Annotated in this window: 14 protein-coding genes; 2 read left to right on the forward strand and 12 right to left on the reverse strand. The window is 75.6% G+C overall.

Translation table 11 applies throughout. The features are described from left to right. Positions 1-112 precede the first annotated feature (112 nt). On the forward strand, positions 113-619 hold the full coding sequence (locus RQM47_RS12805; RefSeq protein WP_311661631.1) for a hypothetical protein: 507 nt from the start codon (positions 113-115) through the stop codon (positions 617-619). A gap of 28 nt (positions 620-647) precedes the next feature. Here RQM47_RS12805 and RQM47_RS12810 read toward each other — a convergent pair whose 3' ends face one another. Then, complete coding sequence (locus RQM47_RS12810) at positions 648-1181, reverse strand: gluconokinase, GntK/IdnK-type (protein WP_311661629.1); 534 nt, start codon at positions 1179-1181, stop codon at positions 648-650. Between the two features lie 64 nt (positions 1182-1245). On the opposite strand from RQM47_RS12810, the gene RQM47_RS12815 reads away from it, so the two are divergent. Next, on the forward strand, positions 1246-1524 hold the full coding sequence (locus RQM47_RS12815; RefSeq protein WP_311661627.1) for a hypothetical protein: 279 nt from the start codon (positions 1246-1248) through the stop codon (positions 1522-1524). 169 nt (positions 1525-1693) lie between these two features. Here RQM47_RS12815 and RQM47_RS12820 read toward each other — a convergent pair whose 3' ends face one another. The 11 genes from RQM47_RS12820 to RQM47_RS12870 all read right to left on the reverse strand — a co-directional run bounded on the left by RQM47_RS12820 (position 1694) and on the right by RQM47_RS12870 (position 18087). After that, on the reverse strand, positions 1694-2140 hold the full coding sequence (locus RQM47_RS12820; RefSeq protein ID WP_314009225.1) for a hypothetical protein: 447 nt from the start codon (positions 2138-2140) through the stop codon (positions 1694-1696). A 93-nt stretch (positions 2141-2233) separates the two neighbouring features. Further along, entirely contained in the window at positions 2234-3517 is a 1284-nt protein-coding gene (locus tag RQM47_RS12825) for a hypothetical protein (RefSeq protein ID WP_314009226.1), read from the reverse strand. Next, on the reverse strand, positions 3514-4863 hold the full coding sequence (locus RQM47_RS12830; protein ID WP_314009227.1) for a hypothetical protein: 1350 nt from the start codon (positions 4861-4863) through the stop codon (positions 3514-3516). The genes RQM47_RS12825 and RQM47_RS12830 overlap by 4 nt, the downstream gene beginning before the upstream one ends. 69 nt (positions 4864-4932) lie before the next feature. Further along, entirely contained in the window at positions 4933-6516 is a 1584-nt protein-coding gene (locus tag RQM47_RS12835; RefSeq protein ID WP_314009228.1) for a tetratricopeptide repeat protein, read from the reverse strand. Next, positions 6516-7862 carry a dicarboxylate/amino acid:cation symporter gene (locus RQM47_RS12840; RefSeq protein WP_314009229.1) on the reverse strand — a complete coding sequence of 449 codons (1347 nt, stop codon included), beginning with the start codon at positions 7860-7862 and terminating at the stop codon, positions 6516-6518. The genes RQM47_RS12835 and RQM47_RS12840 overlap by 1 nt, the downstream gene beginning before the upstream one ends. Before the next feature lie 196 nt (positions 7863-8058). Then, a complete protein-coding gene (locus RQM47_RS12845; protein ID WP_314009230.1) occupies positions 8059-8850 on the reverse strand; it encodes a DUF92 domain-containing protein in 792 nt (263 codons plus the stop codon). A gap of 211 nt (positions 8851-9061) precedes the next feature. Then, positions 9062-10249 carry a type IX secretion system outer membrane channel protein PorV gene (porV, locus tag RQM47_RS12850; RefSeq protein ID WP_311661617.1) on the reverse strand — a complete coding sequence of 396 codons (1188 nt, stop codon included), beginning with the start codon at positions 10247-10249 and terminating at the stop codon, positions 9062-9064. A 41-nt stretch (positions 10250-10290) separates the two neighbouring features. After that, entirely contained in the window at positions 10291-14277 is a 3987-nt protein-coding gene (gene porU / locus RQM47_RS12855; RefSeq protein WP_314009231.1) for a type IX secretion system sortase PorU, read from the reverse strand. 398 nt (positions 14278-14675) lie between these two features. After that, positions 14676-15680: a tetratricopeptide repeat protein gene (locus tag RQM47_RS12860; RefSeq protein ID WP_311661614.1), complete on the reverse strand. Its 1005-nt coding sequence runs from the start codon at positions 15678-15680 to the stop codon at positions 14676-14678. A 199-nt stretch (positions 15681-15879) separates the two neighbouring features. After that, positions 15880-16419, reverse strand: coding sequence for a histidine kinase dimerization/phospho-acceptor domain-containing protein (locus RQM47_RS12865; RefSeq protein WP_311661612.1), 540 nt, complete (start codon positions 16417-16419; stop codon positions 15880-15882). 108 nt (positions 16420-16527) lie between these two features. Beyond that, positions 16528-18087, reverse strand: a complete 1560-nt coding sequence (locus tag RQM47_RS12870; protein ID WP_314009232.1) for a PAS domain-containing protein — start codon at positions 18085-18087, stop codon at positions 16528-16530. Positions 18088-18235: the final 148 nt, after the last annotated feature.

Consider the following 18235-nt stretch of genomic DNA (forward strand, 5'->3'; position numbering starts at 1 on the left):
GGGCGGAGCCGGCGGGCGGGGTGGAGGAGCACGAGGCCGTGGTGCAGGGCCAACCCCCTAGTTTATCGGGGTGCTCGCTCCTCGAGCGCCGGCCGAGCTCACACCCGACCCCATGCCCCGCGCCAAAGGCATCATCCGCATCGACTCCGACTCGACCCACGGCTGGCAGGTCCGCGTCTACCGCCACGGGCGGACGTACTCGCGCCTGTTTTCCGACCGCAAGCTGGGCGGCCCGGAGCCCGCCTTCGACGCCGCCCTCGCCTACCGAGAGACGCTCGAGAGCGAGGTCGACCAACTGCCGCCACCGGCGCCCCGCCGGCGGCTCGTCCACCGCAACCGGAACAACTCGACCGGCGTCGTCGGCATCTCGCGGACCACGAAGCGGGACCGCCGGGGCGTCCCGCACGAGGTCTACGCCGTGTCGTGGAGCCCCGAGCCGGGCGTGGCGCGGGGCACGTCGTTCTCGATCCGGCGCTACGGCGAGGACACGGCGTTCCGGCTCGCGTGCAAGCTCCGCTGGGAGCGGATGAAGGCTATCTACGGCGACCGCTACGAGGTCCCGAGCTACCTCGACCTGTACCGGCAGAAGGAGGCGGTCGACACGCGCGCCGTTTCCTAGACGCCGCTGGAGCCTCACCTCTATACCGTTAGGTCTGAGACTCCACGTGGCGCTGGAGCACGCGGACCGACTCGGCGACCGGGGCCGTGCCGTCGAGGCGGAGCGCGCCGGCGGGCGCTTCGAGCGTGGCGAGTTGGCTGGGGAGCAGGTCCGCCCCCGCCACGTGGCCTTCGCGGTCAGTCAGCCGGTCGGCGAGGACGTCGGGCGGCACGTCGAGCCAGGCGAGCACGACGCCCGGCCGCCCCGCCCCGAGCACCTCGCGGTACGGCGCCCGGAGCGCCGAGCACGCGAGGACCGTCGGCGGCCCGTCCCCGAGGCGGCGGCGGACGAGCGCGCCGAGGCGGGCCAGCCACGGCGCGCGGTCGGCGTCGGTGAGCCCCTCGCCCCGCCCGATCTTGCCCAGCGCGTCCGCGCTGTGGTGGTCGTCGGCGTCGACAAAGTCCCAGCCCAGCGCGCGGGCCAGAGCCACGCCCACGGTCGATTTGCCCGCCCCGGCGACGCCCATGAGCAGGACGACGCGGGCGGGGCGGTCCGAGGCGGCGGGCGGGGCGAGCGAGGTCACGGGATGTTCGGGGAGCGCGGGGCGGGGCGGGGCGTACTCTCCGGGCCGCCTCCTGGTCCCCGCCATGCCGCCCCGCCGGACTGTCCGCCTCGTCGTCCTCGTCGCGCTCGCCGTCCTCGTCGGGTTCGCGCTGTCGGACGTGCTCGGGCTGCGGGCGTCGGAGACCGGCGTCGTGAGCCCGCGCGGGTGGCACGGGATCTCGCACGGGAGCCACACGCACTACGTCCCCGACGACTGGGCGGGATCGGAGGCCACGGGCGTCTCGATCTCGGACTTCCCGACCACCCCGCCCCCGGCCGGCTTCACCGTCGACGGGACGGGGCAGGTGGTGCCGGTGGAGTAGCGCCGTCCCATGCAACGGCGCGGGGCAACGGCGGCGGGCGGGGCGGACGACAGCGGGGCGGCCCCAACCAAGCGTCGCCGACCGTTGCCAGCGCCCGAGCGGGGTGGCCCCGGGCGGGGCGGCGTCTTTGCCACAGCGCGCCCGCCCCGCCCGCGCTCACCGCGGCGCGTCAGCCGGCGGCGCGGAGCCGCAGCCAGAGGGCGAGGAGTCCCAGCGACGCCACGCCGAACAGGCCGTGGAACAGGAGCGGGGGGACGGCGCCGACCCACACGCCCCACATCCACACCGGCCAGCGCTCGCCGGTCGCCGCGTCCTCGCGTACGGCCACGGCCACGAGGTCAGACTCGGGAGTCATCCCCTCCGTACCCTCGCCCGGAACGTACTCCGCCACGCCAGGCGGGTACTCGACGACCCGCCCGAGGCGGAAGTCCCAGTAGGCCGGGGGCGCGAGCTCGCCCCGCTCGGCGTACGGGGCGAAGTAGGTCTGGAAGGCGATCGCGATCTCCGGCCCCATGTCGTCGACCCGAGCGCGGGCAGCCTGATTCCAGATGGTGAGGCCGACCCACGCGAGCACGACCGAAACGAGGGCGGTGACGGTGAGGGTCGAGGCGCTCATGTCGGCGACCACGGGCGGGATCAGAGGTAGAACGTACGCCACCCCGCCCGCGGGACAAGGGCGGGGTGGAGAGGGACCCGCCCAGGTCAAGCCCTACCGCACGACCGTCAGCGGCACCGCCACCCGCCCCGCTCCGACACGGAGGTCCACGACGTAGACGCCCGTCGCCAGCCCGGCCGCCTCGACGACGACCTCGAACGGGCGCTCCGGGAGAACGGCCGTCGTGCCCAGGTCCGCCACGCGGCGCCCGCGGACGTCGACGAGGACAGCCCGCGCGAGCCCCGGCGCCGCGCTCACCACGCGGAGCGACGTCCGCGAGCGGAACGGGTTGGGGCCGGTCTGCACCACCTCCACCCCGCCCCGCTCGGGCGCGAGGTCGCCGACGGCCGCGCGGCACGCGCCGGCGAGCGTCCACCCGACGTCGGCGAGGACGGCGCACGTCACGTCGCCCGGCCGGTCGACCGCCTCGCCGCGCGCGACGAACGGGGACATCAGGCCGTCGCGCGAGCCCGGCTCGAACGCCACGTCGTCGAGGTGCGAGTACGAGCCGCCCGGGAGCCAGCGGGCCGGGGCGTAGAGCGCGACCGGCGCGTTCCGCACGCGGCGGACGGCCCGGCCGCTGAACCAAACGGACGACGTGAGCGCGGCGGCGAGGCGCGCCGACGGGGCCGGGTAGGCACGCGTGTCGAGCAGCGGCGTGCCGAACGCGTCCTCGGCGTGGAGGTCGTACGCGAACGGACCCCGGAGGTCGTCCCGCCCCACGACGCCGACGCCGTCCTCGACCGAGAGCCCGCCGACGAAGCCCAGGCCGTGGGCGATCTCGTGGAGCACGACCGTGTAGAGGTCGAACTGGTCGGGCGGCGTCGGCCCGAGCCCGACGTGCCACGCCGGAAAATCGCTGTTGAACGACGCCTCGACGTCGGGCGCCTTGGGCTCCAGGTCGCGCCCCGCGAGCTGGTCCGCGAGCGCCGCCGGGTACCACACGTCGCGGGCGGGGAGGCCGTCCGCGTTGCGGACGAGGCGCGGCCCGGCCGAGCCCAGCGTCGTCGCGCTCAGCCCCGTCCACTCGGCCGCGATGCGGACCGTCTGGTCCGACCGGACAAGACACGACCACGTGTCGACGGCGGCCTGGAAGGCGGCCTGCGCCTCGGCGCTAAAGCCCATGTACGTCACCTCGAACGCAGCGCCCCGCTCGGCCGGATCGCACGGCGCCCCACGCGCCCGCCGCCCCGCCCCCGGGGCCGCGGCCCTCGTCTCGACGACCGGGAGCACGCACCGCACCGGCCCGCGCGTCTCGGGCGGGGCGGTCTGCGCCGCCGCCCCGCTCAGCGCCGCCCCGCCCAGCGCGAGGAGCGCCACTAGAGCCGCGCGCCTCACCGGACGTGGACGAGCGGGAGCCCGGTCGCGCCCGCCTCCGTCTGGACGCGGAGCCAGTAGGCGCCCGCCGGGAGCCCGGCCGCGTCGACGCGGAGCCGGGTCCGCCCCGCCCCGACGGCGCCGTCGTGGACCGTCCGCACGGCGCGCCCGAGGGCGTCCACCAGGACGGCCGAGACGTGCTGCGCCGTTGGCACCTGGAGGCGGACGGCCGTCGCGCCGCGGAACGGGTTGGGTCCGGCGGCCAGGAGCGCGGGCGGGGCGGGCGGGGCGGCGGCGGACACGCTCCCGCCTCCGGTCAGCCGCGTGCATCCCGCGCCCAGGCGCCAGCCCATGTCCTGGAAAAAGGCGCAGGTGATCGAGCCCGGGTCGCGGTACGTTTCGCCCGTGCCGATGCGCGGCGTCATGAGCGCGTTCGGCGTCCCGGCCCCGAAGGCGACCTCGTCCCAGTGCGAGAACGATGATCCCACCTGGGCCGGCTCGGGCGCCCACACCTCGGGGCGCGTCCCCCCGTGGACGGCGACGACGGTCGGGGCGGCGACGTAGAGGTCCCCGCTCTGGAGCAGCGCGCCCAGCGCGCGCGAGGGGTTGGGGTAGACGCCGGGGTCCAGGAAGGGCCGCCCCGCCCGGTCCTCGACCGAGCGGTCGAAGACGAGCGGGAGGTCGGCGAGCGCGGCCGGGTAGCCCCAGCATCCGACGCCGGCCGTGCCCGCCCCGCACTCGGCGTCGCCGCTCCCGTCGTCCACGCGGCCCGAGCTGAGAAAGCCCAGGCCGTGGCCCAACTCGTGAAGCACGACCGTAACGAAGTCGTACTGCCCCGCCGGCACGGCCCCGTCGAGCGCGAACGAGAAGCGGTCGAAGTCGCTGTTGAACGTGGCCTCGATGTCGGAGGCGCCGGGGAGCAGGTCGCGCCCCGCGAGCGCGTTCGCGAGCGCGGTCGGGTAGAACGTGTTCCGGGCCGGCGCCCCGGGCGGATCGGGGACGATTTGCGGCCCGGCCGAACCCAGCACGTTTGCCCCGAGCGACTCGAACCGCGCGTCGATGCGGATCGGCACCGGCGAGGCGACGTGCTCGGCCCACACGTCGACGGCCGCCTGGAAGGCCGCCTGCGCCTGCGGCGTAAAGCCCGCGTACGTCACCTCGAACGTGGCCGCCCCGCCCTCCGTCCGAACGACGGTCGCCGCGCCGCCGCGCCGCTCGGCCAGGGCGGGGCGGTCCAGCGGCGGCCCCGCCTGCGCCACCCCGCCCGCGTCGTAGAGCGTGCACGGGGTCAGGGCGGTCTGGGCCGCCGCGGGCGCCGCCAGAGCGGCGAGCAGGACCAGGAGGACTGTGAGCGGAGTCGGCGGCATCGGGCGGGGAGGGCGGCGCGGGGCGCGAGGGCGAGACCAGGCGCGACCGCCCCACCCAGGCGGCGGAGCCTAGCGGCCGAGGCGTTCGAGCGCCGCCCGCGTCCGCTGCTCGAGCGACTTGTGGTAGTCGAACTCCGTCTCGTTGTCGAGGACGCCTTCGTACGCCTCGCGCGCCTCGGCCGTCTGGCCCTGCGCCTCGTACACCTCGCCCGTGTGGTAGAGCGCCCACGGCCCCCACTTGGCGAGCGGGTCGCCGGGGTTGTCGATGGCCAGCGTAAAGTGACGGAGCGCGTCGGCCCACCGCTCGGTCGCCTGGTAGGCCCGGCCGGTCCGGTACGCGGCCTCGGCGCGGTCGACGGCGGGGAGGTCGGCGCCCGTCACGATGGGCTGGAGCACGCGGACCGCGTCGTCGTAGCGGCCGGCGTCGAACGCGTTCTTGCCCAGGAGGAGCGCGCGCTCCGACGCCGTCATCGGCGCCTCCAGGCGGCGCTCGGCCTCGCGCTCGGCCGACAGGTCCGAGTCGTAGTCGCGCGTCGCGCGGACGCGCCGGTAGAGCGCCTCGGCGCGGCGGCGGTCCCCCTCCATCTCGGCCGCGACGCCGGCCATGAGCGTCGACTGCGCCACGAGCGACGGCCCGCGGTACGTCCGCACGAACGCCTCCAGCAGCTCGCGGGCCTCGTCGAAGCGGTCCTGCCGGAACAGGGCGATGCCGAGGTTGGCGTCGACGAGCGGGATGTCGGTGACGCCCGGCGCGTCGAGCGCGGCGCGGGCGCGGCGGAAGGCGGCTTCGGCGTCCTCGGCGCGGCGGTCGAGGAGCAGGAGGTAGCCCTCGAGGTAGGCCACGAGCGGGCTGTCCGGGTGGGCGTCCGCGAGCGCCTCGACGCGCGCCACCCCGCCCCCTCGGCGCTCGTTGAGCGTGGCGTCCGAGATCGCGAGTCCGATGACCGACTCGGCGGCCAGCGCCCCACCGCCCCGCCCCGCCGCGTCCAGGCGCTCCAGCCCGCCGGCCACGCTCCCCGAGAACCCGAGCAGGCGGGCCAGAAAGCGGTACTGGCGGGGGATGGCGCCCGCGGCCACCTCGCACACGCCCCGCCCAAAGTCGGCGTCCGGCCCGGCCGCGGCGCCCAGGTCGCGGAACCGGCCGCAGGCGTCGCGGAAGGCGAGCCCGGCCCGCGCGTACCGCTCCTGGCGGCCCATCGCGATCGCCCGGTGCAGCCGGGCCGTCGCCGCGGCCAGCCGCCCCGCCGGCGTCGACGCCCGGTCGGCGAGGTCCGCGAGCGAGTCGTTGAGCACGTAGAAGCGGTCGAGCGCCGCGTCGTCCTCGGCGGCGAGCGAGGCCCAGAGCGCGGCCGACTCGAGGCCGTAGACGCCGGCCGTCGAGCGGGGCTCGAGCTCGCCGAGGCGCCGGAACGCGCGGCGGGCGTCGTCCAGGCGGAACGCGAGCGCGTCGGCCCGGCCCTGGGCGTAGAGCGCGGCGCCGGCGTCGGTCTCGATCCCCAGCGCCGCCCGCTCGGCCGCGCCGAGCGCCGCCCCGCCCGCTTCGGCGGGGGCGTCCGCCGCCGCCTGGGCGCGCGCCGCGCCGCCCGCAAACGGAGCGCCCGCGAGCGGGGCGGCAACAAGGACGAGGGCGAGCAGGCGGGCGGGGCGGGTCATCAGGCGACGGCGGGTTGGGGCGGGGTGGCCACGACGCGGTCGCGGTCTTCGGACAGGTCGGGCGGCCGGAGCTGCCCCTCGCTCGCCGCGATCACGGTCGCGACGGTCGCGTCGCCGGTCACGTTCGCGACCGTGCGGCACATGTCGAGGATGCGGTCGACGCCCAGGATGAGGGCGATCCCGGCCGCCGGCACGTCGACGGACTCCAGGATGATGACGAGCATGATGATGCCGGCCCCGGGCACGGCCGCCGTCCCGATCGACGCGAGCACGGCCGTCAGCACGATCGTGACCTGGGCGCCTAGCCCCAGGTCGAGGCTGAACGCCTGGGCGATAAACAACGTGGCGACGGCCTGGTAGAGCGCCGTCCCGTCCATGTTGATGGTCGCCCCGAGCGGGAGCACGAACGACGAGACCTCCTCCGACACCCCCAGCTTCTCCTCGCACCGCTCCATCGTGACCGGCAGCGTCGCCCCGCTCGACGACGTCGAAAAGGCGACGAGCTGGGCCGGCCCGATCCCCTGGAAAAACGTCTTGAGCCCGAGCGGCGTGAACAGCCGGAGCAACGTCGGGTAGACGACGACCGTGTGGATGCCCAGCCCGAGGAGCACCACGAGGCAGTACCACCCGAGCCCCGAGAGCAGGCTGAGGATGCGGCCCGGGTCGTCGCCGGCCACGCTCACGATCGTGTCGGCCAGGAGCGCGAACACGCCGATGGGCGCCAGCAGCATGACGAGGTCGACGAGCCGGATGACCACGTCGTTCAGCCCCTCGAAAAAGGCCAGCACCGGCGCGCCTCGCTCTTTCGGCACCTGGACCAGCCCGATCCCCAGCAGCAGCGCCACGACGACCACCTGGAGCATGTTCGCGTTGTCGCCGAAGGCGGCGAACACGTTCTCCGGCACGGCGTCGACGAGGAACTGGAGCGGCCCGCGCTCGCCGACCGCCGCGGCGTCGGCCACGCGGGCCTGGCTGTCGGCCCCGAACGCGGACACGAGGTCGTCGCGGAGGGCCGGCGAGAACGCCTTGCCCGGCTGGATGAGGTCGGCCAGGAGCACGCCGAGCGTGACGGCGATGGCCGTCGTGACCATGTAGATCCCGATCGTCTTGCCCCCGATCCGCGACAGCTTCCGCAGGTCGGACAGCGAGGCCACGCCCGTGATGAGGCTGGCGAGCACGAGCGGGACGGCGATCAGCTTGAGCGCCGTGATAAAGATGGTCCCGAACGGCTGGACCCACGCGTCCACGAACGGCCCCCACCCCTCGGCCGCCGCGACGACGCCGAACCCGAGCCCGAGCAGCAGGCCGAGGATGATCTGCCAGTGGAGCTTCCGGTACCAGGGCATGGGCGCGTAGGGGGCGAGGTGGGTCGGCGGAAGCTACCGCCGGGCCTCGGCGGCGCGGGGCCACCCGCTCCACCCCAACGGCCCGCCCCGCCCGTCCGTACGCGGCCCCGCCCCGCCCCGCCCACGAGACGGCGGGCGGGGCGGACTCCGCGGGCAGGGCGGCAGCGGCCAGCCCCCCCGTCCGAGCGCTCCGCCCCTACCCCACCCCGCCCACCACCAGCGCCCCCAGCGCCGCCCCGACCAGCGTGCAGGCCAGGTTGACCCCGTCGTTCCCCAGCCACCGCCGCCCCGCCGCCAGCGGGAGCGCCCGCCCCGCCGCCGTCGAGCGCTCCGTGAGCGACCCGTCCGGCGCGCGGAAGCGGGCCTGGAGCGTCGCCCCGAGCGCCGTGTCCGCGAACGCTCCCGCGAGGCCCGCCGCGGCGACGGCCAGCGCCGCCCCGCCCCCGAGCGCCGGCGCGAACGGGACGGCCGCGAGCGCGACCGAGAGTGCCCCGGCCGCGGCGCCCGCCGTGCCCGCCGCCGACACGCCGCCCGACGTCCCAGGCGGGACGCGGCCGCCGACGCCCAGCCGGCGCGTCCGGCCGCCGGCCCACGTCCCGATCTCGGTCCCCCAGGTGTCCGCCGCCGCCGCCGCGAACGCGCCCACGAAGGCGCCGTAGAGCGGGGCGGCGGGCCAGACCGCCCAGACCGCGAGGCACGCCGCGGCCACGCCCCCGTTGGCCGCCACCTGCGCTGCGTCGCGGCGGTCGCCCTTGGCCGCGAGCGCCTCGGCCGACCGCTTCCGCCGCCGCCCCGCCCGCGAGAGCGCGCTCGACAGCACAAAGAACGTCAGCGCCGGCGCCGCCCACGCCGCCCCGCCCCACGCCAGCAGCATCCACGCGAGCGCCGCCCCGGCCACCGCCCCTCCCGCCGTCAGCGCGCGGGCGCCGTAGGCGGCCGCCCCAAACGCGGCGGCCGCCGCGAGCGCGACGAGGGGCGGGGCGGTCACGGGATGGAGGGATGGGGGATGGAGGGATGAGGGAATGCGCAGCGTCCCCCGCTCCGCCCCGCCCGTTGCGGCGCGTGCGGGCGGGGCGGGGGCCTCAACCGCGCTCCGCCCCGCCCACGGACGCGGGCGGGGCGGCGGACGGCCTGCAACGCGGGGGCGGGGCGGGCGAAGGAAAACCGTCTGCTCATCCCTCCCATCCCCCATTCCTCCCCTAGCGCGGGATGTTGAGTAGGAGCGAGAACCGGAGCTGGTTGGACTGCGGCGACTCCTCCTCGAGCGCGTAGATGTACGAGATGTCGACACCGACGAGGCTGTACCGGATGCCGGTCCCCAGCGTCAGGAACTGGCGGTTCCCGTTGGCCGGGTCCTCGTAGAAGTACCCGCCGCGGAGCGCGAGCAGGTCGTTGTACCAGTACTCGAGCCCAGCCCCCAGCGTGAGCGACTTCAGCGCGCTGATCGTCTCGCACTGCGGGGCCTCGGGATCCTCGCGGCGCTCGTCGCACGTCCGTCCCTCCGGGTCGAACGTGGACGCCACCTCGCGCGACCCCCACGACGAGAAGAGGGCCTTGTAGAACGGGTCGAACTCGAGCCGGCCTTCCTCGTTGACCTCGCCGTTGACGAGGACCTTGTTGAGGTCGAGGGCGACGATGATCCGGTTGAACTCGTCGATCTTGGTGTCGAGCGCGCCCCCGAACCGGAGCGTCGTCGGGATGGCGTCGGGGAAGTCGTTGTTCTCGGTGTAGGAGATGCGCGGCCCCATGTTGGCGAGGTTGAATGCGACCGAGGGCCGCGACGACTCGCCCAGCCCGATGTCGGGGGCCGTGTACTTGACGCCCAGGTCGACCCCGAACGAGGCGGCCGCGTCGACCGGCGTCGAGGGGCCGAGGCTGGCGCCGCCCGTGAGGTTCGAGTAGATGAACCGGGCGCCGGTCCCGACCGAGAGGTTCTCGGTCACGGGGTACCCGTAGGAGACGCCGGCGGCGATCTCGTACGACGAGAACGTGCCCAGCGACTCGCCCCGCTCGTCGGTCGCGATCTGCTCGCCCAGGTCGAAGTAGGTAAAGTGGCCGCCGAGCGTACCGGCCGAGCCCAGCCCGTAGACGCCCGTGAGGTAGTTGTACGCGAGGTCCGTCCCCAGCGCCGGGAGCCAGGGGGCGTACGTGAACGAGACCTGGGCGCCGTCCTGCTCGGCGAGCCCGGCCGGGTTCCAGAACGGGGCGTAGGCGTTGTCGGCGAGGGCCACGCCGGTCATGCCCATGCCGGCCGCGCGGCTGTCGGGCTCGATCTGGAGGAACGGGACGGCCGTCGTCAGGACCTGGCGGTTCTGGGCGTCGGCCGGCGGCGCGGCCAGCGCGGCGCCGAGGGCGACGGCGAGGAGCGTGAGGCGGGAGCGGGTCATGGGGAGGAGCCCCGGGCGGGGCGGTAAGCGGAGAACGGGCGTTAGCGGATGATGGCGAGGCGCTCGACGCGCTCGACGACGCGCGAGCCGCCGGCCGCGTCGCCGGCGGCCAGGCGGAGGCGGAACAGGTAGACCCCGGTCGCGAGCCGGTCGCGGTCGTCGTCCAGCCCGTCCCACGGGACCTGGACGGTGCGCCCGACGAGGACGCCGCCGGGGAGCGCCTCGTCGCCGTCGATCGTGCGGACGGGCCGGCCGGCGACGGTGTAGATGCGGACCTGGAGCTCGGCTGGCGTCCCCGCCGGCTGGTTGTGCTCGAACGTGAACCGGGTCGGCCCGGCCGTCGGGTTCGGGTAGGGGAACACGTTCTCGACGGCCAGCTCCTCCTCGACCACGACGACGCGGATCTCGGCCGTCGAGGCGTTGTTGAGCGCGTCCCAGGCCGTCAGCTGGAGCGTGTGCTCGCCCGGGGCGAGGTCGGGGAGCGGGGCGCGGACGGTCCCCGAGCGGAAGGTGCCCAGGTCGCCTTGGTAGAACCGGCCCACGTCGACGGCCGAGGCGGCGTCGCCGTCGATCGTCAGGAGCAGCTCGTGGCCCACCCCGGCACCGACCGTGTTGATCCCGCTGGGGTCCGAGAGCCGGGCCACGAGCGGGGCGCCGCGCGGGGCCTCGCCGCCGTCGACGAACGTGGAGTCGCCGACGAACAGGCGGATCTCGGGGCCGGCCCCGTCGTCGGGCCGCGTGCCGGCCTCGGCCGAGACGCGGGGGCGTTCGGTCACGCCGGAGCCGTCGGCCGCCGCGCCGGCCGCGTAGGCCACGACGCGGGCGGGGAGGCCCGAGTAGGACACGTCCTGGGGCACGAGGAACTCAGTCGAGAACGCCCCGCCCTCCACCCGCGCGCGGCCGGCGTAGATCCGCGCCGTCTGGTCGACGTACTCGCCGCGGACGCCCTCGTCGTCGGAATCGGTGTAGCACCGGCCGCCGGTCCGCCGCGCGCACGTGTCCTCGGGGAGGTCGACGACGCGGGCGGCGTCGTAGACCGTGACGTCGACCTCGCCGGCGAATGTGGGGTCGGGGGCGCCGTCCGGACCGAGCACCCGGCCCGAGACCGTGGCCCGCTCGAACGCCGTGAGTACGGGCGGGGCGGCTACGTCGAGGCGCCGCTCGGGGAGCCCGAGCCGGAGCGCGGGGTCGCCGAGGAGGTTGAACTTGCGCGGGTTGATGCTGCCCGTCACGAGCGCCCGCTTGGTCCGCACGAGGGCGTCGCCGAGCCGGGCGGGGCGGCCGTCGGGCTCGCGCGCGACCATCTGGCGCGAGAGCTCGATGTTGAGGCCGAAGTTGTTGTCCGGGCCGGGGTCGGTGTTCGTGTACACGAGCCGGACCGTCGTGAGCATGGCTACGCCGCCCCCGTCGGGCCGGAGCAGGATCTGCTCGGCCAGGCTCTGCTGGTCGGGGATGTCGAACTTGCCGACCGAGCACGTGACGGTGACGAAGACCGGGAGCCGGTCGGGGTTATCGAACCGCTCGACCATCTCGCGCGTGAGGTAGTTCTCGTCGCCCAGCTTGTCGGGGCTCCCGTGGCCGCTGTAGTTCCAGACGAGCGTGCCGCGGTTGACGGCCTCCTCGATGGCCTCGTTCATCTGGGGCCGGCGGGCGCCCCGGGCCGTCCGCGTGAGCGGGTAGGACGGGCCGTAGATCTTGGCCAGCGTCACGCTGGAGTCGCGGGCCTGCGTCTGCTCGGCCGTGACGTCGGCGTTGAGCACGTGGAGGTCGGTGTCCCACGGGTTCGGGAATTGGTCGTCGGCGACGAACGTGAACTCGCCCCGCCACGGCCCGAACGTGGCCGGGTCCTCGTACCGGACGATCTTGTTCACGACCGCGGCGGCGTCCTGCGCGGTCCGCACCGGGAGCCGCCCGACGCCGACATCGAGCATCTGGCGCCCGCTCCGGTCGTTCTCCCAGTCGCCCTCGTCGTCGTCGAGGAGGCCGAAGTAGTCGTCGGACGTGTACGAGTCCGTCCGGCTGAACATGTTTTCCGTCTCGTACGGGAGGACGTAGTTGGGCGCCGGGCTTTTGAGGCCGCGGAAGTCGTAGTGGCCGTCGCCGAACAGGAGGAGGTAGCGCGGCGCGCTCTCGGCCGGGACCCGGTCGTAGAGGAACTTCATGTAGTCGCGGACGGCCCGCATGTCGGGCGCCCCGCCCGCGAACTCGTTGTACACCTGGTCGGTCGTGACCACGACCGGCTCGAGCCCGTCCCGCGTCCGCCGCCGCTCGGCGAGGCGCCGCGCCGGGTCCAGGAACGCGGGGTGCGCGACGACGACGTAGGCCGGCGCCCCGGTCACGCCGTGGAGGTTCTGGTTGGGCACGGCCACCGCCCCGCCCGCGAGGCCGGCCGGCGTGCGCACGGCGCCCGCGGTGAAGGCGTAGAGCTCGCGGGGCCGGTCGGGGTCGGTGGCCTCGACCTGGACGCGCCACGCGCCCGCGGCGGCCCGCACGCCCAGGCGGCGGACGGCGTCGGGCGCCGTGACGTCCCAGACCTCGGGCTCGGACGCGAACCCCTGGAGCGCGACCTCGAACCGCCCCGCCCGCCCGCCCGGCGTGGGGAACGCGAGCGCCCCGCCCGCGGCGACCGGCGCGCGCTCGACCACGGCCTCGACCCAGTCGGGCCACGCGAACGCGCCCGCGTTGCCGCCCGCCTTTGCGAGCGTGACGGCGAGGCTCGACGGGCTCTCGACGCTCCAGTCCATGAACGCGTCCTCGATCAGGTTGCGCTCGGCCGAGGCCGTCAGGTCGAAGACGCGGCGCGGGCGGGCCGTCGCGACCGCCTGCCCGTCGACGCTCGCCGTGATCGTCACGGGCGGGTTGGCGCGGGCCGCCACGCGCGCCCGGTACGACACGCGCGCGGCGCCGAGGCCGGGCGGGTCGACGCCCTGGAGGACCGTGATCTGCCCCCCCGCCTGCGCGAAGTCCGGCCCCAACCAGTCCAGCCCGGACCCGCTCTCGTCGCGCTCCCAGTTGGTCACGTCCTCCTCGTAGAACACGCGGTCCGCGACCGTCGCGAGCGGGGCGGCGTCGGGCCATTCGGGGAACGCGGCGGCGCCCAGGCGGCGCGGGGCCGGCGCGTCGACGCGGACGAAGTAGTACGAGACGCGCGAGAACGGGCTGATGTCGTGGCTCCAGTACCCCGCCTCGGTCGCCGTCGCCGGCACCCAGTCCCACCACGACGGCGCGTCGGCGAACGTCGGCCCCTCGGCGTAGAACAGGACCGCCCCGCCCTCGGCGAGCGTGGGGACCTCCAGGAGATCGCGCGGGCGGGGCGCGGCGTTGGGGGCGGGGAGGATGCGGGCGCCGGTGCCGTAGACCTGGACGCGGGCGAGGTCGACGTTCTCGACGCCCAGCCCGTCACGGAGGTAGGCCGCGTCGATGCGGTAGACGCCGGCCTGCGAGACCGGGACCTTGAACCACGTGCCCTCGTCGAGCACGCTCCGCGTGACCGGCGCCGCCCCGCCCACGCGGGCCGCCGCGAGCGCGGCCGTGACCGGCGGGCGCGGCACGCGGACCACGGCGCGCCGGGTGCGGATGAGGCGGTCGCCCTCGACGCGGAGCACGGCGATGGCCAGCGTGCCCACGAGCCGACGCCGGTAGCGGCCCACGTTCACGACCTCGGCGGCGGGCCGGGCCAACCCGGCCAGTGCCTCGGCCGTCGCGGCGTCCAGCCGCACCTCCTCGCCCTCGAACGCGACGACGGTCGCGGGGGGCGGGGCGGCCGTCATCAGGTCGACGCCGTGCGTGAGCACGGGGCGCCCGGCCGCGGCGAGCAGGGCGAGCGACGCCGGCGAGCCGCCCCGCCCGACGACCTCGGCGAGCGGCGCCGCCCAGTCCGCGGTGACCTCGACGGTCAGCGACGCGGCGTCCTCGGCCACGACGCGGAGCCTGGCACCGTCGGGCTCGGCCGACCGGTACGTCTGCCCGGTCTGGGCCGCCGCCGAAACGGCGACGAACAAGGCGCAGAGGGCGACGAGACGCGGCATGAGGGCGTGCAGGCCAGCAAGGCTGGGGGTCCTTAGGAACGCGTAGGGCGGCCTACGCAGGCGTAGCACGAACTCGTATGGGGTCTCGCCGGGGCGCGGTGGGGACGGAAAAGATAGGGGCGGGGTGGGACGGGCGGCAAGGCGTCCGGGCGTGCCCCGGGCCGTCCGCCAGCCGGCGCCTGCGCGGGGACGGCCGCGGGGCAACGAGCGGCAGAGACCACCCCGCTCCCAGGCCTGCCGCCCCGCCCCGGCCGTGCCACCCCGCCCGGAACGGCGGGCGCGGGGCGGGGCGGTCTAGAGCAACGTGCAGGGAGGTACCGGGTACTCGGTACGAGCGCGCCGAGATCAGATCGGATCGTACCTCGTACCCGGTACCCCGTACCCACCCGGAGGGGGCTCTAGCTGTTGATGTTCCGATGGATGGCCTGCCGCGTGAGCCCGATCCGCTCGCCCAGCTGGCTCCGGTTGTCGATGCCCGGGATGCCGACGAACCCGTTGACGAGGCTCGTGAGGTACTCCTGCCGGAGCTTGTTGATGGGGATCGGCCCGAGGATCTTGGCGATGTCGAGCTCGGAGAGCTCGCGCTGGGCCAGCGCCTCGTCCTCGCCGATGCGCTCCAGCAGCGACGGCCACACCGGCACGCCGGCGAGCACGTCGCGGGTCTGCTGGTAGTATTCGAGCGCGAGGCCGTAGAACTTGCAGTCGTAGTGGTAGATCTGGGCCAGCTGGTGGAGCGCGAGCCCCTGCTCGGCCTTGAGGTCGTTGCGCGTCGCCAGTTCGAACGCCTTCTGGAGCGCCTCCTCGCCGGCGTGGTGCCGGCCCAGCTTGACGAGCGCGTAGCCCTTGTAGATGAGCGACTTCGGGATGTACTCGACGAGCCCGTTCCGCCGGCTCAGGTTGTACACCCGCGCGCACACCTCCATCCCCTGCTCGTGGCCGCCCTCGGCCATGAGCGTCGTCGCCTTCTGGAGCAGCGCGGCGATCTCCCACGGCCGGCTCCCCAGCCGGCGGGCCTCTTCGCGGACCCGGTCGAAGTACTGGAGCGCGGCGGCCAAGCTCATCAGCCGGTGCCGCATGAGCCAGCCCAGGCGGTAGTCGAGGACCATGGTCTGGAACGCGTCCTGGGGCTCGACGAGCGCGAGCTCGGTCTTGACCCGCTCGACGGGCGCGTCGCGGAGGCACCGGATGGCCTGGAGCTGGACGTGCGTCCGGGTCAGCGGGTCGAGCGAGCCCTTGAGGAGCTCGTTGAACTCGAGGAACGCGTCGTACACGCGGGCCTGCCCGAGGTGGTCGAGCGCCCGGTCCCACCGCAGCCTCACCGGCTCGGGGCGCCCGCTGAGGGCGGCGGTGACGCGGTCGATGTGCTCGACCTCGTGCGCCGGGTTGATGGGTGCGGACGGCATGAGCGGGGGGGTCGGGGGAAAGCCGGCGCGGCTGCCGGACCCCCGTTTTATCGGCCCGCCCCCGCCCCTGCTTAAACCGCTCGCCTCAGACCGTCCCACCACGTAGGGCGTCTTCCGGGGCCTCCCGCCCCGCCTGATTCGTGTCCCGGTCGCGCTCCCGTTACGGGCGGGGCGGCGCAACGGCCCGACCGCTCGGCCGTCAAGACAGGAGCCGGTCGATCCGGGCGCGCAGCGCGGCCACCTCGCTGAACAAGTCGCCCAGATCGGTGGCTGCCTGCTGGATCTCCTCGAACGTGGCCTGCACGTCGGGGTCGAGCCCGAGCGCGTTCCCTAGTTCCAGCCCCAGCTGAGCGTTCCCCGCGATCACCGAGAGCGGGTTGTTGAGCGCGTGGGCCACGCGGCTCATCTCGTCCCGAAGCTCGACGAGCGCCTGGCGCTCATCGCTCGTCGACCGCCCCGCCCGTCCGCCGGCTGCCGGCTCGCCCGCCCGTGCAAGGTGGCCTACCACGTCGTCGTACGACGCGACGGCCCCGACGGTCGTCGCCAGGCCGAGCGCGTCGCGGAGCGCCCGGAGGCCGGCGACGGGGAGCCCGTCCTGCACCCAGACCGCGTCGAACACGGTCCCGGCGAGGTACGCCCGGGCGGCGTCGAGGTCGGGAGCCGCCGTCACGTCGGCGTCGGCGCGGGCCGCCCACTGCTCGGCGTCGGGGCCAACAAGGAGGACGGTGGGCGGGGGCATGGGCGGGGCGGCAAGGCGGGCGCCCAAATCTAGCGCCGGACGGCCGCGCCCCTCGCCCGCCCCGCCCCACTTGGTCGGGCGGGGTGGCCGGGCGGGGCGGCGGCTCCGCTACGCCGCGGCCTCCGGGGCCGCCACCGCCGGCGACCGCCCCGCCCCGCCCGCCCGCTCTGGGGCGACGGCGAGGGACGCCGGGACCTCGACGCCGACCAACGTGCGGAGGTCGGACCGGCCCGACACGTCGGCGTGGACGCGCTGCCAGACGACCTGGCGCGTGCGGGCCTCGGCCCCCTCGCCGACCGCGTGCCGCGCCACGAACGGCTCGGCCGACGGGCTCCAGAACCACTGTGCAAACGCCGTCCGCTCGGCCGCGTCCAGCCCGAACACCGACGTGACGGCGGCAAAGTGGGGGACCTCGGCGATGGAGCGCCCGGTCAGGGCGCGGGCGCCCCCGTTCCAGCGGCTCGTCGCCCCGCCCCCGTCGAACGAGGCGATCGCGATGCCAGCGGCGTCGAGGACCGTCCGCAGCGCCTGCTGGCCGGCTGTCAGCTGCTGCACGCGCTGGTCGACCATGAGGTCGAGCGTGTCGCTAAAAGCGGCCACGCGGCGTTCGAGCGTCTTCTGGCGGGCCAGGTCGGTCGCCTGGATCACCACGACGTCGTCGCCGTCGAGCGAGAACGCGCGGAGCGAGACCTCGACCGGGCGCGTCTCGTCGTCGCGGTCGACGATGGCGTACTCGACGCCCGAGATCGCGCTCCCTTCGCGGAGGCTCCGCCGGGCGGCCTCGAGCAGGGGCTCGATGGGGAACGTCTCGCGGAGCGCATCGAACGGGCCGCCCCGCACGACGTCGGGCGGGAGCCCAGTGGCGGCGTAGAACGCCGGGTTGGCCTCGACGATCGTGCCCCCGAGCGAGCACAGGACGACGTAGTGCGGGTTCGTCTGGTACAGCGCGGCCACGTGCGCGTGCGCGCCGCTCACCTCGCGGTCCTGGGCCGCCAGCCGGTCCGACAGGGGCGTCAGCGCCTCGGCGAGCGGGCCGAGCGAGCGAGCGCCGTGACGGACGAGCGCGGCCGGGTCGCCGCCGCCGTGGGCGAGGCGTTCGCCCAGGAGCGCGAGGTCCTTCGACGCCCGCGGGCCGGCGTACCACGCCATGCCCGCGAGCGAGGCCGCGAGGAGACCGCCGAGCGCGAGCGCCGCCACGAGCGCCTCGACCACGGCGCTCCCGGCCGCCGCCGCGCGCGGCTGCACGGCCGCGACGACCGCCCCGCCCGTGCGGGGCGCCGCGTGGAGCGCCACGACGAGATTGCCGCCCCGCCCACGCACCGTACGCACCGAGCCTGACCCCGCCGAGAGCACGCGGCGCCAGTCGACCGAGCGCGCGAGGGCGTCGTCGGTGGCCGCGAGGACGCCGCCGCGGTCGTCGAGGAGGACGAGGCGGCCGTCCGCACCGGGCGCCTGGAACGGAGCGAGCGCGTCGCGCCTGGCCCGGCCCGGCGCGGCGTCCAGCGCGGCGGCCACGGTCGAGGCCCGGGCGAGGAGCGCCGTGCCCGCGGCCGCCTCGGCGTCCCGCTCGACGGCCGCCAGGTGGAGCCCGGCCCCGGCGACCGCCACGAGCATGACGACGACGAGGCCGAACAGGGCGGCGCGGACGGCCGGTGTGGGAGAGCGCATGGGCGGGCACCGTTACGGTTTCACCCGGGCCGCCACGTTTCGTGACGACGCAGGCGCCCCGCCGTCGCAGGGCGGGGTGGAGCAGGACGCCCATCCCCCGTTCAAACGATGTGCCGCACCCGCTCCGCCAACGCCCGAGCGGGGCGGC

It is taken from the genome of Rubrivirga sp. S365 (genome assembly GCF_032248475.1).
In the GTDB taxonomy this organism is placed as follows: Bacteria; Bacteroidota; Rhodothermia; order Rhodothermales; family Rubricoccaceae; genus Rubrivirga; species Rubrivirga litoralis.

Coding starts and splice junctions, on each gene's coding strand:
- RQM47_RS12815 (WP_311661627.1), top strand. CDS start 1,246: ATGCCGCCCCGCCGGACTGTCCGCCTCGTCGTCCTCGTCGCGCTCGCC.
- RQM47_RS12840 (WP_314009229.1), bottom strand. CDS start 7,862: ATGCCCTGGTACCGGAAGCTCCACTGGCAGATCATCCTCGGCCTGCTG.
- RQM47_RS12860 (WP_311661614.1), bottom strand. CDS start 15,680: ATGCCGTCCGCACCCATCAACCCGGCGCACGAGGTCGAGCACATCGAC.
- porV (WP_311661617.1), bottom strand. CDS start 10,249: ATGACCCGCTCCCGCCTCACGCTCCTCGCCGTCGCCCTCGGCGCCGCG.
- porU (WP_314009231.1), bottom strand. CDS start 14,277: ATGCCGCGTCTCGTCGCCCTCTGCGCCTTGTTCGTCGCCGTTTCGGCG.
- RQM47_RS12835 (WP_314009228.1), bottom strand. CDS start 6,516: ATGACCCGCCCCGCCCGCCTGCTCGCCCTCGTCCTTGTTGCCGCCCCG.
- RQM47_RS12820 (WP_314009225.1), bottom strand. CDS start 2,140: ATGAGCGCCTCGACCCTCACCGTCACCGCCCTCGTTTCGGTCGTGCTC.
- RQM47_RS12870 (WP_314009232.1), bottom strand. CDS start 18,087: ATGCGCTCTCCCACACCGGCCGTCCGCGCCGCCCTGTTCGGCCTCGTC.
- RQM47_RS12805 (WP_311661631.1), top strand. CDS start 113: ATGCCCCGCGCCAAAGGCATCATCCGCATCGACTCCGACTCGACCCAC.
- RQM47_RS12865 (WP_311661612.1), bottom strand. CDS start 16,419: ATGCCCCCGCCCACCGTCCTCCTTGTTGGCCCCGACGCCGAGCAGTGG.
- RQM47_RS12830 (WP_314009227.1), bottom strand. CDS start 4,863: ATGCCGCCGACTCCGCTCACAGTCCTCCTGGTCCTGCTCGCCGCTCTG.